Source organism: Leptonema illini DSM 21528 (assembly GCF_000243335.1).
Taxonomy (GTDB): Bacteria; Spirochaetota; Leptospiria; order Leptospirales; family Leptonemataceae; genus Leptonema; species Leptonema illini.
In genome coordinates, this window is the sequence record NZ_JH597773.1 from 2,946,227 (window position 1) to 2,961,786 (window position 15,560).

The following is a 15,560-nucleotide window of genomic DNA, read 5'->3' on the forward strand; positions in this document are numbered from 1 at the left end:
CATGGCCGCAGATTCAGGAAGAGTGTATGAGAAAGATCCGTAAGATTGCAGCCGTCATCGCGACGGCGCTCATCCTTGCCGTCGCATCGGGCTGGTGGCTTGCAAGTAGCCGCCTGCCTGAAATCGACGGAGCTATCCAGGCGCCTTTGAAATCGGAGGTCGTTATCCGACGTGATCGCTACGGCGTTCCTCATATCGAGGCGCGCACGGCGGAAGACGCCTACTTCGCCCTCGGCTTTACCGTCGCCCAGGATCGTCTGTTTCAGATGGAGCTACAGCGCCGCCTTGCACAGGGTGAGCTGGCCGAGATCCTCGGTCCATCTCTCGTGAAGATCGATCGCCAGTTCCGGACGTTCGGCTATAAGCGCATCGCCGAGAAGCAGTTGCTTGCCGAAGAACAATCGCCGGCCTCGCAGCGGGCGCTCGCGCTGCTTGACGCCTATTTAGCCGGCGTAAATCATTTCATCGCCACACAGAAGTTACCCGTAGAATACACGTTGATCGGAGCCAATGCCCGGCCTTTCACGCGCATCGACGTCATGTCCATGATGGCCTATATGTCGTTCTCGTTCGCTCACGGGCATACGACCGACTCGCTATTCAGTCTGCTGAAAGAGAAGTATCCTGACCGTAATCTGCGCGAGCTCTTCCCCGGCTACACGGGCGAACGACCGGTGACCATTATCGAGAATCAGGTGACGTATAACCCGGGTGGCAAAGCCCGTCCAGAAAGCCCTGTTCTTGCATCGCCGCTCACATCTAAGTTATCGATACCGGACTCTCTATCGCTCGCCTCGCTTCTCTTCTCTGAAGATTCGCTCGATGCCCTGATTCCTTCGTTCCACGGAAGCAACTCCTGGGTGATCGCCCCGTCCAGATCGGCATCGGGGGCGGCTCTGCTTGCCAACGATCCGCATATCAGCCTTTCCAATCCCGCCGTCTGGTATGAGGCTCATATTAAATATGACGGCTTTGAGAACTACGGATATTATATTCCCATCTTTCCTTTTCCGCTGCTCGGTCATAATCGAGAGCGCGCCTGGGGATTAACGATGTTTGAGAACGACGACATCGATCTCTACCGTGAGACGTTTCACGCCGATGATCCGTCGCTTGTGATGTATCGCGGTCAGTATGTACCTGTGACGACGATTAATGAAAAGATCAGAGTCAAAGGAGCGGCCGATGAAGAGTTAACCATACGCATAACGGCGCACGGTCCGATTATCAGCGATTACCTGAAAGGCTACGAAGGGCCTCCACTGGCTATGTGGTGGATCATCGATCAACAGCCGAATCCGATCATTCGCTTCACGCATGCCATGTTGCATGCCCGTTCGATGCAGGAATTCGAATCCAGCCTTGCCCTGCTTGCCGCACCCGGGCTCAACATCTCCTATGCCGACAACGCCGGCAACATCGCCTGGTGGGCCGTCGGACGATTACCAATCCGCCCGCCGCACATCCACAGCCGTGAGGTGCTTGACGGAGCTTCAGGGCGCGACGAGATTACGGCCTTCTTACCCTTTGCCCTGAATCCTAAACTGATCAATCCGCCGTCGGGTATTATCGTCACGGCGAACAACAAGTCGACCTCTGCACCGGTCGGGCCGATTCGTGATCTTGAAGGATACTGGGCTCCGACCGATCGTGCGGCACGGTTAACGGAACTGCTTTCGGCTCGCGAGAAATGGGATCTTGAGTCGCTGAAAGCGGTGCAGACGGACGTACATGCACAGGCAGGCGCCGCATTTCAAGAGCAGATCAAGGCTCTTATCGACAGAGCGACGCTTGACGAAAAGCAGAGTCGTGCACTCGATGAGCTGCTGAATTGGGATCGCAACGCCCGTATCGACTCTATCGGTGCGACGATCTATCACGTAACGCTCTATCACATACTGAAAGGCCTCGTCATGGACGAGCTGGGGCCGGAGCGATTCGAGGTCTATGCCGACTCGATGGACTACTGGTCGTTCTTGAAAAATGTCATCAGCAACGACGGCTCGGCTTATTGGGACGACGTGACGACGGAAAAGAAAGAAACGCGCAAAGAGATCGTACAGACCGCCTTTATCGCCGCCGTCGATGAACTCACGGATCGCATGGGCGGCATCGACTCCTGGCGATGGGGCGAGCTGCATCAGATCGTCTACAAACATCCGCTCGGGTCAAAGAAGCCGTTGAACCTGATCTTTAATATCGGTCCTCATCCGGCGCCGGCCGAGGCTCATTTTGTGAACCGAATGAAATCGAGTTTCGGCAAGCATGATTACGTCGTCAGCTCCACGCCATCGACGCGAAGGCTGATCGATTTTTCGAATCCCGAAGAGGCCGTTTCCATTCTGCCTTCGGGAAACTCGGGTAACTTCATGAGCCCGTACTTCGACGATCAGGTACAGGACTTCTTGCGAGGCGACTATCGTCCAATGATCCTGAACGTAGAGAAGGCAAAAGAAGAGATGCGCCATACGCTGACGCTTCGCCCCTGATCGTACCTCAGAACAGTGCCTGAACGGGCTTTGCCTTCGACACGAGTTGAAACGGCCGTCCAAACGATGTCGTAAGGACGGCGTCGCCTTTCAGACCGGCCGCAGCATAGATCGTCGCCATCTGCTCGGGAACGGAGACGGCGTCCTTGACCGGACGCTCGCCTTTTTCATCGGTCTGTCCGATCACGCGTCCGCGCCCCAGCGATCCGCCGCCGATCAGCGTCGTCCACACTTTCGGATAATGATCGCGTCCATCCCCGTTAGACGAAACATCGGGTGTGCGACCGAATTCGCTCGATAAAACGAAAAGCGTCTGCTTCAGAAGGCCCGACGAATCCATATCGGCGAGAAACGTTGCAAGTGCGGGATCAAGCTCCGAGGCGATCTTAGCGATGCGATCGCGGTTATTATCATGCGTATCCCATCCGCCGATGCTGATTTCGATGAAGGGGACTTCGACGGCAGCAAGTCGACGGGCGAGCAGAAGCGCCTTGCCGGTCATCGTTTCACCGTAACGCTTGCGCACCGCTTCGGGCTCGCTCTGCAGCTCAAACACCGACAGACGATCGGAATTCATAAAATCAAGGGCCGATTTCTGTAGCTGCTCGTAGACCGCAACATTGGCTCCCTGGACTCGTGCAGAAAAATCCCCGTTGATCAGATCAAGCAGCATCTCGCGACGCATCATGCGGGCCGAATCGACCGATCCCCATGCCGGTTTCAGATTCGACACCGGCCGATCAAGGTTCGAAACGTGAAAGGAAGCGAAGCGGTTGCCGAGAAATCCGCCCTCGCCGACCAATCCGCCTTTGCCGCCGATCGTAATATGCTCGGGAAAGTAAGTTCCCTTACTCTGCTTCGCGAAGGCGATCACGGCGCCAAACGAAGGGATGTCGTTGAAACCGGCGATGCGCTTGTGCGACGTATGCAGAAGATGCTGGGCCCCGTCATGGTCGCCGACATCAGAGTTAACCGTTCGGATTAGATTAACGCGATGCAGCTCCCTTGCCGTTCGTGCGAAGGGCTCGCCGACGCTGACGCCCGGAATGCTTGACGGAACCGAACGAAACATCGACGTCTTTTTCGGATCAAAGGTATCGACGTGACTCATGCCTCCCATCATGTTCAGAAAGACGACGGATTTGACGCCGCCCGGCAGCGTTAGCTGATCGGCACTGTTTCCTTCGGCCTGCAGAGGATGGATCTTCGTCCCGAAGAGGGCGGCCATAGCGGCCCCTCCCCTTACAAGGAAGTCTCTTCGTGATAACCCTTTATGTGATGAATCGTTGCTGCGTTTCATAATGATACCTTTACGAGAATCAATAGATGTGGATGAATTCACGGCTCTGCAAGATGCTCCAGACAAGATCCTGTACCTGATCTCGCTGGAAGCCTCCCTGCGCCTCGAAGCGGCTCGAAAAAACGCGCTGCAAGCCCGCCTTCTCTTTCTCGGACGGATGCCGCGAGAGCAGACTGACATAGATCGTGTCAAAGAGATCATCCATGCGTTTCGTGCGCTCGAATTCCTGTAAGATGAAGGAATTCTTATTCGGGTCGCCGTATTCCCGCCAGATGCGCGACGTCAGCTGCCCGTTCATGAGCGCCAGCACCTGATCGATGTCGGGACGTATCTCGTCATCGTCGACGTCTTCGCGTCGTCCCGCTCCGAAGATCGAAAGAAACGTCGAGCTATGCACAGGCTTCGGCACCTCGCAGGCGTTTGTGAATCCGGCTTTATTGTCTTTTACCGCCTGTTTCAGAGCGCCCTGTCCCGTCAGATCAAGCGAGGTCGTAGCGCTGCGCTCCCAGACGTGCGGCACCGAGGCGTTATTCGTGCCGCGCAGCATCGAATTGAAAAGCTGGGCATAGTCCATGCGCGAAGGCGGAAAGCTCGCAAGGGCGCTTTCATCGCCGTTAACCGATTCTCCGGGAGCCGGGGCACGGCGCCTGTAGGCGTCCGATGTGACGATATACAGGATCAGGTCCTTGATACGATAGTCCTTCTCGACGAACACGGCATCCAGATGATCGAGAATCTCAGGAGACCGTATCTTCGTTTCAGGTCCCCAGTCGTCCAGCGGGGTAAAGAAGCTCCATCCCATCAGACGCGTCCGGATACGATTGATGATGACCTTGCGAAAGCGGTCGTTCGTTTTCGCCGTCAGCCACTTTGCAAGCACCTCGCGACGATCCGCTCCCGCTTCTATGATGGCCGGCTTTCCGTCAGGATAGACGGGCTTCACAAGGTCGCCGCCCGGGCTGTCGTCGGTGTGTGGAAAGCGCAGGCCGAGCTCGGGCAGAACGTCGATCTGTGCGAAAGGCAGCTCGTTCTGTTCGCGCAGCTTTTTGCGCTGCGCGTCGCTCAGCTTATCCCAGTTCATCAGCGCACGCAGACGACGCATCTCGTCTTCGTATTTCTTGCGCGCGTCGACGGGCAGGTCTTCGCGACGATTCCAGGGAATCTCATCGAGCTTGTTTTTGCGCACGAAGGTCTGGCTGAAAAACGACGCCAGTCCGTAAAAATCGCGACGCTTGTAATTCGGATCTGTCGGATGGTCATGGCAACGAGCACACGATAGGCGGCGACCGTAAAAGACGCGCGAAACGTATTCGGCGGCCTCAAGCGGATCGGCGTTATCCCTGAGATAAAAAAGCCCGGCCGCGTTCTGATCGACAGGGCCTTTTGCTGTAATCAGATCACGCACCATCTGTCGATACGAACGATTTTCGTGAAGGGACTTTGCAAGCCATGCCTGATAGGCGTCATACGGAGCGTCACGCTGATCGCTTCGCGCACGCAGCATGCTGCCCAGTACGCCCGACCAGTAATGGGCGTAGTCGGCGTCGCGTAAAAAGCGAGCTGCAAACAGTTCGTTTCTTGTATCGGGATTGGCGGATTCGAAGGCGCGCACCTCTTCAGCGGTCGGAATCACGCCGCGAATCTGCAACGACATGCGCCGCAGAAGAACGCCCGGCGGCGCGTTCTCGGCAAAGTTAGAGTGCTTTCTGTAAACGTCATCAAGCGGATGCGCCGACAGAGACGGCGGTAGTAACGCTATCGTTATGAGCAGACAGGCCAGGGCACGATGTTTCATAGCTATTCAGATAGACGGAGCAAAGGCCGGTCCGTCGTGCTTTTTTTTGCGGATACGGCCGGCCTTTTCAGAAGCAAGCGAAGCGTTATTTTTCAGCTCATAGGGGACCACCGCAAAGGCGCGACCATTTCAAGCAATACTCCCATAAATTTCAATATTCATACTTGACAGAAGCCATCCCCGGCTCTAATCCAGATTGATCATGAGGCGCTTGCATGAAAGCAGTCGTATCCACTTCTCACTGAGAACCGCTCGCCTTTGCTCAAGGCTTGTCCTTTTACCGATCGTCAGCCTGTGCCTGCTCTCATCCTGCCTCACGTTCGTTCTCAACAGCGTGGTCAGTCCAGGTGCTGAATCTCGGCTCGACCAACCCGAGCGTATTGTCGACGTAGAGGCGGGCGATGCGGGCTGGTTACGACTGGTCTTCGAGGGATTGCATGAAGATGCAATCTATGAACGGTGTGTGAGTTATTCGGGTAATCGACTGACCGGATGTCCGAACGAGTTCGGGCCCGCCGAACGCCTGCCCGATATTCTTGCTGGTGGGAACGAGAAAGCCATCTACTACATGGACGGTAACCTTGTCTTCAAAAGCCCTTACCTGAACAAAGTCTTTCTAAAAAGTGAACCGCAATTCGGATTTCCAAGCGCGATCAGAATCTCAACGGACGGAACTGAGATGATGATAACGCACTACAATCGCCTGATAGGCAGAACGATCTGTTATCATCAGAGGATTGAATATGAAAGAAACGATTTTTTCTTCCTCAACGATTGTGAGCGAGCGATTTCGACAAAGACGTTCGTCACGGCGCGCAGAGAAAGAGTGACCGATACGGTCGTATTCCTTTACAATCCAGGCGCAGCCCATCAGGCCGGATCCGATGATATTCAGATCTATGCCGTTCGGCAGCAGGGGCCGAATCGCATCATTCCCATTCACAATGTCTCAGGCGTTCGACATAGAACCGATCGCTACTATCTCTACCCTCTGTATCCGGTCGCCTTTTTGCTCGATGTCGTTACCTTTCCGATTCAGTATTTATTCTGGCGGCCTCCCAATCCGCTGGGATAGCTCCACCCGGATAACTTTACCTACCAGAACACAGCTTCGCCCGTGCCCGAACAGGATGGCGAAGACTGCGCTGAGGCTCTGTTAACTATTTCGTGAGCGCCCCTGAGCGGCGTTTGAAACCGACTCCCATTCTTCCCAGACTTTCAGACGATCTGCGTAAACAGAGCGCACCCACGGCAGGGCATGACTGCCCAGGAAAAGACGCAGCGGAGGATTCTCTGCATCAACGAGCTTGAGGACCGCCTCTGCCGTCGCCTCCGGATCGCCTTTTTCAAGCGTTGCGATACCACCCATAATCTCGTCACGAAGTCCATTGTAAATATCGAGGCCTGCGGCTAACTTCAGAGACTGAGCGCTTCCAAACTCCGTAGCATAGGCGCCCGGTTCGATAATCGATACGTTGATGCCCCAGCCCTTCACCTCAAGGGCCAGGCTTTCATGAATCGCCTCAAACGCCCATTTTGACGAGCAGTAATAGCCGATCAGCGGCATCGTCACATGGCCGAGCGTGCTGGAGACGCCGACGATGTGCCCTCCGCCTTGAGAACGCAGAAGCGGCAGAGCTGCCTTGATGACGGAGAGCGTGCCAAATATGTTCGTCTCGTACATGGCACGCACCTCATCGGCCTCGGCCTCTTCAATCATGCCGACAAGAGAGTAGCCGGCATTGTTCAAAACGACGTCAAGCCGGCCAAAATGTGCATGTGCCTGCTGGACGGCGCTTTTTGCCTGCTCTGCATTCGTAACATCCAGCTCAAGCGTGAGCACGTTCTCGCCATATCTCTTCTTGAAATCGGCGATGCTTTCGAGCGATCGAGCCGTCGCAGCCACTCTGTCGCCGCGCTTCAGCGCAGCCTCGGTCCAAACCCGTCCGAAGCCGCGGGAGGCGCCCGTGATAAACCAAATTTTATTAGACATGCAATTCTCCTGTATGTATCTGATGCTGATCCTATCCGAATCAGCAATTACGATACTCAAGAGTATCGGAACTGTCCGGTTCCGGCCACAAGAAATTACGCGAAGAGCCAGATGACTCAAAAAAAAACAGACCCGGACTCAAGAAGCTCCACACAGGATTCTGAGCCCTGCCAGCCGGCAGCGGTCGGGCGAAAAAGGGATCCCGGGCTTGATGAGAAGATCCTACAGGCGACGGTGGACGCCCTGGCCGATCTGGGCTTTGATGGCATGACCATGGATATGGTGGCCGCTCGCGGTAAAGCAGGAAAGGCAGCCCTGTACCGACGCTGGCCTTCTAAGACAATGCTTGTCAAAGACGCTCTGATCTGGATGAGTCGCAAGCATCTGCTTCCGGGTAGCCTGCCCGACACTGGCAACCTGCGTAACGATCTGCTCGCCCTGATAAAGCCGCAATCGATTCAAGAAGGACAGCGTAAGCTCCAGGTACTGGCCGGCCTCGGTTCCTTCTGGAAACAGGAAGAGATCGCCGAGACCGGTGTTACAGAGATCTTCGAGCCATGGGCCGAGGCCAACCGTCAGTTGATCCAGAGGGCCATCAAACGGGGGGAGATCTCGGATCGGGCCGAGGTCGATCAGGCATGCAAGGTCATCTCGGCCATGACGTCCTATCGAAGCCTCATAGAACGCAAAACAGCCGATCGCGATTTTTTCGTATCACTGATCGATTGCGTTATCCTGCCTTCTCTGTTGAATCCACCTGTAGATACGGCCGCTAAAAAGAAGAAAAACTCAGAACCGAAAAGGAAGGGATCTTCGTGAATACGGAAAAGGCATCGGTCATCACGCGCGGCAACGGACGCGACATTATCCTGCAGGCCTTCCACTGGAATCTTGTAAAAACAAAGGGGACGGGTACCGTCGACGGAAGCGGCAGCAGCTGGTATAAGACGCTTGCGGCCCGGGCCGACGACATTGCCGCCGCCGGATTCACCGTCGTCTATTTACCGCCGCCGTGGATCGACGACTCTCTCTGGGAGAAGGACGGCCGGCACGGCGGAGGCGAAGGCTATTTCTGGAGAGACTTCGATCTTAATTCGCGTTATGGAAGCAAGGAAGAGCTGAAGACCCTCGTTTATGAGCTGCATGCCCGCAATATCAAGGTCATCGTCGATATCGTTCTGAATCACCGCGATCGCTTTCGCATGCAAAAAGATCTCTGGCCGTACCCAGGACCGCAGTGGCGCTCGCTTGCAGGTAGAGATACGGGAGGCGCCTTTCTTGACGGATCAAGCGATCTGAAGCTCGATCATCCCGATGTGTATAATGCCTTTCACAGAGCCCTGACGGAGCTTCTTGATGAAGTCCATGTGGATGGCTGGCGCTGGGATTTCGTCTGGGGTTATCATCCGCGCGATGTGCTCTCGCTGATTCGTGATACCGAGAAGACCGAGTATCTTTCCGTGGGCGAATACTGGCAGGCCGGCTCGATTCCCGATGATCCGATGTTCATGCGTTACGGCGGTTGCGAGCGAAGCCGTCTTATCGGATGGGCGCTCGAAACGGGATCGTGCGTTTTCGACATGGTTCTGAAACGGGAATTGAATACGGGCAATCCCGCTCATTTCAAATACGGCATCAACTGCGATCCATCGCCCGAACTGAGGGCGGCTTCCGTGACGCTTGTGGATAACCATGATACAGGCGCCTCGCCGTATTCGCCGGCGAATGGCTGGGGTCAGAAGGTCTGGGAGTGTGCTCCTCATCTGAAGTCGCGGGCCTACGCCTTTATTCTCATGATGCCGGGTACGCCCTGTATCTACTGGCCCGATCTTTTCGACTGGCAGCTGCATGAGATCCGTGACCTCATACAGATTCGCAAGCAGGCCGGCATAGTAGCCTCTTCAGACTGGACCGATCTGACGGACAGGCACTCAGGCTTCGCCGCCTTCGTGCACGATGAATCGGGCGACCCACGCCTCGCCCTCTCAATAGGGTCGGATTTCGCCGATCCCGGTGCAGGGTTCACCCTTGCATTTGAAAAACCCGGCGAATACCGCATCTGGCTGAAAAAATAAGGGGCGGTGCGTTACCCGGCGCTTCCGCTGTGTGCCCGATCTGCACTGTCGCATGTTTTTCGTTGTCGTTCGCAAAAACCTGCATACTTTAATCTCAGCGCTCTTCGCGTGAATCAACTCTCCAACGGAGTCACTACATGCACAACGTAACCCTTGCGGCCCGCATACTGCTTGGCCTGCTTTTCACGGCAGCCGGGCTGTTCGGCCTGCTTGCCAATCCCGAGCCCCCGCCCGATCTTCCCGAGAAGCTGATCGCTTTTAACAAAGGACTGGCAGCCACGGGCTATTTCTTTCAGTTTCTGAAGCTGACCGAAACGATATGCGGACTTCTCATCCTCACAGGCGTGTATGCCCGCATCGGCCTTGTCGTTCTTGCGCCAATCTCGATCAACATCTTTCTTGTGCATGCCTTTCTCACGCCCGGCATCGAAAACATCATTCTGCCCGTCGTGATACTCGTGCTGCACGTCACGGCGGCCAGCGCCTACTGGAGCACATACGCGCGTCTTTTTGAGCGCAACAACTGGCTCGGTCGTTAAGCATCCGGCGAAGGGGCAGGCATTGGGCCCGCCCCTTTTTTATTTCTTTAGTTTGAGAAACATCTGCACGCCCGAATCCTCGTAGCCGATGCTTCGCTCCGTCGTATCGGGAAGTTCTGAAGCGAGGCTGAGCATATCTTCGGGCGATTTATACAGAAGCGGCCAGTCCATCAGATGATCCATGTAGTGCCGATCCGGGCTTTCTGACGTGTAGTTCCCGATCATCAGCTGTGCTCCGGGCGCCGAGAGTTCATGCAGGCGCGTCACCAGGGCCCGTGCAACCGGAATCGTCAGATAATCAAACAATCCCATCGTATACACAAAATCAAAGCGTACATCGTCGAAGAGGGCGGACGCATCGCGACGCAGTAGAGTTCGAACGGACTCTTTAACAAAACGCACGTTTGGCGAGTCGGGATCGCCTCCTCCGAGAATGATGCTCTGCCTGGCCTCGTCCAGAGCCTCCTGATCCTGATCGAGAAGATAAATGCGGATGCGGTCCTTATAGGCGCTGGACGAGAAGAAATCCTTCATCTCCCACGCCGGACCGCAGGCCACAGAGAGCACGTTCACCGTTTCTCCTGGATGCGCCGCTATATACGCCTCCAGCTCGGCGCAGATCAGCCCGCGGCGATTACGGACGGCCTGTGCCGAAGGAATGCGTAGCGGATGACGATGAAGGAATCGCGCAAAGCTTGAATTGCCCTGGTAGCCGTCTTCATAGACCATCTGCATCATCATGGAATCGCCCGGATAGCCGCGCGGCTTTTCGATGACGCGACGCAAGAACGGAGCGCCTTCCAGATACGGCCAGAGGATGCTTCGCAGATACGATGCGGCGCTCTGACGCTCTTCTTCGGGGCGATCGGCGACAATGCGCTCAAGATAGGCGACTTTCGCGTCCATGAACTGCCATAGCTCGGCGCCGATACCGTTCTCCATGACCTGAAAGATGCTTTTCTTCATTGAAGAGCTTTCTTTGCGAATCCCTTCATCCAGAGCGTCAAGGCGCTGCTTGAACACGGCAAGACCGGCAGCGAAATCGGCTGCATATTCGCGAACACGCGTATCGAGCTTTTCATAGTCGCTGAGCAGCGAACGGATGCCTTTAATCTCGTCGTCTTGCAGATGAAACTTACGGTTCTGAAGCAGCTTATCGAGGTCGATGAACTGCTCCACAAGCATCAGACCTACGAAATGACTGCCCAGCTCTTTATGCGAACGAGCGATCCTACCATCGCCCAGATGCCGGCTGTCGCCGTAGGCCTGAATACGAATGTCCTGTACCTGCGAACCCCTGCCTGGAAGTGACATCGAAGCCTCCATACACAGACCGAGTCCAAATCGAGAATAATCCCAGAGCGAGCCCTGGTGTTCGCTTCCTTTATGCGTGAACGAAATCAAGATATTCTCCCGATCTCCTACCGGATAGCGGGGGGTGTTGCGTTTTTCCTGTACTTCCATTTTTTTCTCCACAGCCCGGAGTTTCGTGAAACCGCTTCACTACTGGCCATCTCAAAAATGGCCTCTGATAAAAAAACAATTGTCTCGCGAATCCGACAGCGTTTGGTTGCTTGATGATCCTTTTCTACAGAAAGGAAACCGTATATGCCAGACGTCCAGTCCAATCTGAGCTTCGCGCGAAAACTCTGAAGGTTTTTCGTACCGTCTTCGAAAACCTCGGTGAGCAGCGAGCGTGCCGTATTGATAACCCCTCGAACATTAACCGAACCGACCACATATAAAAGGCGAATTTACAACATGCGAGCAACCCGATGAGCGACTTCCGAGTATATCAACGAACACTTATACATAGATGGATTAAGATCCTTCTATTCCTCGGTATTTTCCTGATTCCGCTCTACAGCATTCTCGATTACTTCACCGTTCCCGAGGGGCTTTTCCTTCCGTTCCTGATCGCCCGCCTCACCGCCTCGGCCCTGCTTATAGTGATTACGTTAGTCGTACACTTTTCGCCCGTTTCGGCCATCGATCATCTGTACGGATATCTGTTCACGATCGTCGTCGGCGGCGTCATCGCCTGGATGACCGTAAAACTCGGCGGATTCGATAGCGGATATTACGCCGGTCTGAATCTCGTCGTCATAGCGGTCAACCTCGTCGTTCCCTGGAAGTACGTTCATACGATTGCAAACGCCCTGCTCGTTCTTCTCATGTACATTGCGCTTAACCTTCTTACGCCGCAGCCCTTTCAGTGGACCATTCTCATCAACAATCTGTATTTTCTCACATCTACGGCTCTGATCGTATCGGTGATCAGCTGGCTGCGCTACGACCTCGTCAAGAAAGAGTACGACTCACGTCAGAAGGCCGATGCGTCACAGACTGAAGAGATTGCCGAGCTTGCACGGGCCGCCGAACGTCTTTCTTCGGGAGACTTTACGGTGAATCTCGACCTCGAATTCAGCTCCACGGCGGGTACGCTGCTTTCTGCTTTTCAGAAGATGCGTGAGGATCTAAAGAACGCATTACGCCAGATCTCCCTGGCTTCGCACAACGTCGAAGGCTATGCGCGGCAGATCATGGACCATACGCATCTGATGGCCGAAGGTACCGAGAAACAGTCCGCTCAGGCAGAAGAGTCGGTCGAAACGATCAAGGCGCTTGCCAATCAGATTCGCGAAAATGCCGAAGAAGCGACGCGACTCTTCCATACGGCCGAGGCCGGCGAAAAGCGTGCCCTTGCCGGTCGCGAAGGCGTCGCCGAGGCGGTGCGCGGCATGAAAAGCATCGACACCATCGTGTCGGGCCTTGCAACAAAAGTGCAGAACCTCGAATTATCGAGTCGGCGCATCGGCGATATCATCAAGGCCATCATCGAGATCGCCGATCAGACGAACATGCTTGCTTTGAACGCCTCGATCGAGGCCGCTCGAGCCGGCGAGCAGGGTCGCGGCTTCGCCGTCGTCGCCGAAGAAGTCGGCAAGCTTGCCGATCGCACGACGCATGCGACGCGCGAAACGAACTCCATCATACAGGCCATCCAGAACGATATTCAGGCGGCGATCGGCGCCATGGAAACCGGATCATCTGAGATTCAAAAGACCATCGGCTCGGTAGAGAAGGTTTCTTCGCTTGCTCAAGAAGTGTCGGAATTCACGACCAATCTGATCGGAGCGGTACGCGATATCGCCGAAACCGGGCGTAACCAGGCCCGCTCAAGCGAGGGAATCAACAGCAGCATCGAAGAGATTCGCACGCTGACGACGTCGACTTCAAAATCCATCCACGGCGTCGCCTCGGCAGCCGAAGAACTGCACAAAATCACCGAAGATCTGAAGCAGCTTGTAAGCGGATTCCGGATCAACGGCAACTGAATTTTGCTTGCCCCCGGGGGGTATATTGTGCTTTTCTGTAGCCATGCCGTACTATGACTACAGCTGCCGGGATTGCCACTCCGTTACGTCGATCAAGGCTTCCATCGAAGAGAAGGAAGCCGGTCTTGTTGTCCGCTGTGAGGCCTGCGGTTCTACAGAAACCGAGCAGGCCTTCCTGAATGTAGCCATCACAACAGGCGGACGCGCAGAGGCCGGCCCCTGCGGCCATGCCTGCGGATGCTTTCCGGGCAATTAGCAGGTTGCTGAAAACTGCCCGAAGGTCTGCCGTATAGCCCGGAAAAAAACAACTACTTGAGGTTTAGAATGTGTATTGAAAGAGTTCATCGAATTATGATGGCATCGGTTATTTCTATTGGAGCCTACCTGCTTTATACGGGTTCGGTAATCGGGCTTGCCATCCTTGGCTTCGTCGTTTTCATGCTCCTTCTCTGGGCCTTCACGAACTTCTGTCCCTCCGTTTTCATGCTGGGACGTTTCCTGAAGCCCTGCTGGAAGGAATGAGTTTCGATCTACAGAACGAAGTTAACCGTCGACTGGACGCTGTAGAGGGGCTGCTGCCCGAGCTACAGCGTCTTCTGACGACGATGCAGGAAGAGGATCTTCAGATCCGCACCAAATCGACGCGCCGCGATCTCGTTACAAAGGCCGACGTCGCCTCAGAAGAGACGATCCTGCATTTTCTGCGTAGCCTCTTTCCAGGCGACGCCATACTGGCAGAAGAATCGGGCCAGCATCAGGCCCTTTCATCCAGTGTGCCCGTTTCGGGACTGACATGGTGCATCGACCCCGTCGACGGAACCGTGAACTACGCCCACGGGCTGCCGCTTTATGCCGTATCGTTCGGCCTGCTCTTTGAGAACGAACCGGTTGGAGGCCTTGTTTTTCTGCCTGCATTGAACGACACCTATAGAGGAGCGGTGCAGAGCGGAGCGACAAAAAACGGGCGCCCGATTCGCGTCTCACCGAACACGGATCTTGAATCGGCCCTGATCGTTACGGGATTCCCCTACAGACGTCAGGAGATGATCGACATCCTCACCGGATCGCTTCGCGGAGTGTTGCTGAACGCTCGCGGAATTCGCCGCACGGGTTCGGCCGCTCTTGACCTGTGCTGGGTGGCCGAAGGACGTTTTGACGGCCACTACGAATGGAATCTTTCGCCGTGGGATACGTGCGGAGCGTTAACCATCCTGCGAGAGGCAGGCGGCACGGCGACGAATCTCAAAGGCGAACATTTTCGCCTTGAAGAAAAGATGCTTGTAGCGACGAACGGCTTTGTTCATGAACAGCTGCGCACGACGCTGATTGAGGCAGGCGCCTCAGAACCGCATGCGGAATGATATCGTCCCATCCTGTACGATAACGGCCGACCGATCATCCTCAAAGAAAGATATATCGATCCAGTGAAGGGCTACGACGCCGATGGCGGCCATTCCGGCCAGCCGCTGATTGCGCTGATGCGCATCATAAAGCTCTCTCTGCTGTGAACGCCTGATCCACAGAGCATTACCAAGCGCAGCATACGAAGAGATACTGAGCGGCATGATAAGATCGGGATCGTTCAGAGCATCGGATGCGATGAGATCTCCGCGTCGCTTCTGATCCCAGGCATACACGGCCAGCAGACCGAGCGCCGATGGATAGGCCCATCCGCGCCACTGCTGACGCTCGATCTGCACCCATCCGGGAACGGAGCGCTTCCATAGCGGCGGAGCAGTCGTTTGCGATACGGTCTCTTTCTTTGCCGGCTCTTCGGGCCGATTCAAATCGAGCGATTGTTTTTGAGCGGCGTCTTCGACGCGAAACGTCTTCCAATCCGACCAGCCAGCAGGTTTACCGAAACGATTCAGAGCCGATACGCGAATGCGATACTCGCCCGCCTCGAGACTCAGTTCCACAACGCTTGTGGCCGACTTTTGCTGCACGACGCGACCATCGCTTCCCGTCCATTCGACGGCATAACCGCTTGCTCCCGGTACGCCCGACCAGCGGATCGACATGGATCTTTTT

Annotated in this window: 14 protein-coding genes; 9 read left to right on the forward strand and 5 right to left on the reverse strand. The window is 55.3% G+C overall.

Features of this window, described 5'->3' with window-relative positions; genetic code table 11:
* Positions 1–26 precede the first annotated feature (26 nt).
* Complete coding sequence (locus LEPIL_RS13410) at positions 27–2,489, forward strand: penicillin acylase family protein (RefSeq protein ID WP_002773116.1); 2,463 nt, start codon at positions 27–29, stop codon at positions 2,487–2,489.
* Positions 2,490–2,496: 7 nt separating this feature from the next.
* Here the strand turns inward: LEPIL_RS13410 and LEPIL_RS13415 are convergent, their stop codons facing one another.
* On the reverse strand, positions 2,497–3,789 hold the full coding sequence (locus LEPIL_RS13415) for a DUF1501 domain-containing protein (RefSeq protein ID WP_040918827.1): 1,293 nt from the start codon (positions 3,787–3,789) through the stop codon (positions 2,497–2,499).
* 19 nt (positions 3,790–3,808) lie between these two features.
* Complete coding sequence (locus LEPIL_RS13420; protein ID WP_002773121.1) at positions 3,809–5,584, reverse strand: DUF1553 domain-containing protein; 1,776 nt, start codon at positions 5,582–5,584, stop codon at positions 3,809–3,811.
* A gap of 202 nt (positions 5,585–5,786) precedes the next feature.
* Between LEPIL_RS13420 and LEPIL_RS13425 the strand changes: the two genes are divergently transcribed.
* Positions 5,787–6,659 carry a hypothetical protein gene (locus LEPIL_RS13425; protein ID WP_002773129.1) on the forward strand — a complete coding sequence of 291 codons (873 nt, stop codon included), beginning with the start codon at positions 5,787–5,789 and terminating at the stop codon, positions 6,657–6,659.
* Between the two features lie 81 nt (positions 6,660–6,740).
* On the opposite strand, the gene LEPIL_RS13430 is transcribed toward LEPIL_RS13425, so the two are convergent.
* Complete coding sequence (locus LEPIL_RS13430; RefSeq protein ID WP_002773130.1) at positions 6,741–7,577, reverse strand: SDR family NAD(P)-dependent oxidoreductase; 837 nt, start codon at positions 7,575–7,577, stop codon at positions 6,741–6,743.
* A gap of 111 nt (positions 7,578–7,688) precedes the next feature.
* On the opposite strand from LEPIL_RS13430, the gene LEPIL_RS13435 reads away from it, so the two are divergent.
* The 3 genes from LEPIL_RS13435 to LEPIL_RS13445 all read left to right on the forward strand — a co-directional run bounded on the left by LEPIL_RS13435 (position 7,689) and on the right by LEPIL_RS13445 (position 10,191).
* Positions 7,689–8,396, forward strand: a complete 708-nt coding sequence (locus LEPIL_RS13435) for a TetR-like C-terminal domain-containing protein (RefSeq protein WP_002773132.1) — start codon at positions 7,689–7,691, stop codon at positions 8,394–8,396.
* A complete protein-coding gene (locus LEPIL_RS13440) occupies positions 8,393–9,652 on the forward strand; it encodes a glucan 1,4-alpha-maltotetraohydrolase domain-containing protein (RefSeq protein WP_002773133.1) in 1,260 nt (419 codons plus the stop codon). The genes LEPIL_RS13435 and LEPIL_RS13440 overlap by 4 nt, the downstream gene beginning before the upstream one ends.
* A gap of 137 nt (positions 9,653–9,789) precedes the next feature.
* Positions 9,790–10,191, forward strand: coding sequence for a DoxX family membrane protein (locus LEPIL_RS13445; RefSeq protein WP_002773135.1), 402 nt, complete (start codon positions 9,790–9,792; stop codon positions 10,189–10,191).
* A gap of 39 nt (positions 10,192–10,230) precedes the next feature.
* Here LEPIL_RS13445 and LEPIL_RS13450 read toward each other — a convergent pair whose 3' ends face one another.
* The gene (locus tag LEPIL_RS13450; RefSeq protein WP_002773137.1) at positions 10,231–11,655 is read right to left on the reverse strand and encodes a class I SAM-dependent methyltransferase; all 1,425 of its coding nucleotides are present in this window, start codon (positions 11,653–11,655) and stop codon (positions 10,231–10,233) included.
* 311 nt (positions 11,656–11,966) lie between these two features.
* Between LEPIL_RS13450 and LEPIL_RS13455 the strand changes: the two genes are divergently transcribed.
* The 4 genes from LEPIL_RS13455 (at position 11,967) to LEPIL_RS13470 (ending at position 14,890) form a co-directional block, all read left to right on the forward strand.
* Positions 11,967–13,529: a methyl-accepting chemotaxis protein gene (locus LEPIL_RS13455; RefSeq protein WP_002773138.1), complete on the forward strand. Its 1,563-nt coding sequence runs from the start codon at positions 11,967–11,969 to the stop codon at positions 13,527–13,529.
* Between the two features lie 43 nt (positions 13,530–13,572).
* Positions 13,573–13,785: an FmdB family zinc ribbon protein gene (locus tag LEPIL_RS13460; RefSeq protein WP_002773140.1), complete on the forward strand. Its 213-nt coding sequence runs from the start codon at positions 13,573–13,575 to the stop codon at positions 13,783–13,785.
* Positions 13,786–13,853: 68 nt separating this feature from the next.
* Entirely contained in the window at positions 13,854–14,051 is a 198-nt protein-coding gene (locus tag LEPIL_RS23015) for a YgaP-like transmembrane domain (protein WP_002773141.1), read from the forward strand.
* Positions 14,048–14,890 carry an inositol monophosphatase family protein gene (locus LEPIL_RS13470; protein WP_002773142.1) on the forward strand — a complete coding sequence of 281 codons (843 nt, stop codon included), beginning with the start codon at positions 14,048–14,050 and terminating at the stop codon, positions 14,888–14,890. The genes LEPIL_RS23015 and LEPIL_RS13470 overlap by 4 nt, the downstream gene beginning before the upstream one ends.
* On the opposite strand, the gene LEPIL_RS22220 is transcribed toward LEPIL_RS13470, so the two are convergent.
* On the reverse strand, positions 14,870–15,550 hold the full coding sequence (locus LEPIL_RS22220; protein ID WP_143464702.1) for a hypothetical protein: 681 nt from the start codon (positions 15,548–15,550) through the stop codon (positions 14,870–14,872). The two genes, LEPIL_RS13470 and LEPIL_RS22220, sit on opposite strands and share 21 nt — an antisense overlap.
* Between the last annotated feature and the right edge of the window lie 10 nt (positions 15,551–15,560).

Bases quoted from the DNA above. Each gene is read 5' to 3' on its own strand.
- LEPIL_RS13410 (WP_002773116.1), top strand. From the start codon at position 27: ATGAGAAAGATCCGTAAGATTGCAGCCGTCATCGCGACGGCGCTCATC.
- LEPIL_RS13415 (WP_040918827.1), bottom strand. From the start codon at position 3,789: ATGAAACGCAGCAACGATTCATCACATAAAGGGTTATCACGAAGAGAC.
- LEPIL_RS13420 (WP_002773121.1), bottom strand. From the start codon at position 5,584: ATGAAACATCGTGCCCTGGCCTGTCTGCTCATAACGATAGCGTTACTA.
- LEPIL_RS13425 (WP_002773129.1), top strand. From the start codon at position 5,787: ATGAGGCGCTTGCATGAAAGCAGTCGTATCCACTTCTCACTGAGAACC.
- LEPIL_RS13430 (WP_002773130.1), bottom strand. From the start codon at position 7,577: ATGTCTAATAAAATTTGGTTTATCACGGGCGCCTCCCGCGGCTTCGGA.
- LEPIL_RS13435 (WP_002773132.1), top strand. From the start codon at position 7,689: ATGACTCAAAAAAAAACAGACCCGGACTCAAGAAGCTCCACACAGGAT.
- LEPIL_RS13445 (WP_002773135.1), top strand. From the start codon at position 9,790: ATGCACAACGTAACCCTTGCGGCCCGCATACTGCTTGGCCTGCTTTTC.
- LEPIL_RS13450 (WP_002773137.1), bottom strand. From the start codon at position 11,655: ATGGAAGTACAGGAAAAACGCAACACCCCCCGCTATCCGGTAGGAGAT.
- LEPIL_RS13455 (WP_002773138.1), top strand. From the start codon at position 11,967: ATGAGCGACTTCCGAGTATATCAACGAACACTTATACATAGATGGATT.
- LEPIL_RS13460 (WP_002773140.1), top strand. From the start codon at position 13,573: ATGCCGTACTATGACTACAGCTGCCGGGATTGCCACTCCGTTACGTCG.
- LEPIL_RS23015 (WP_002773141.1), top strand. From the start codon at position 13,854: ATGTGTATTGAAAGAGTTCATCGAATTATGATGGCATCGGTTATTTCT.
- LEPIL_RS13470 (WP_002773142.1), top strand. From the start codon at position 14,048: ATGAGTTTCGATCTACAGAACGAAGTTAACCGTCGACTGGACGCTGTA.
- LEPIL_RS22220 (WP_143464702.1), bottom strand. From the start codon at position 15,550: ATGTCGATCCGCTGGTCGGGCGTACCGGGAGCAAGCGGTTATGCCGTC.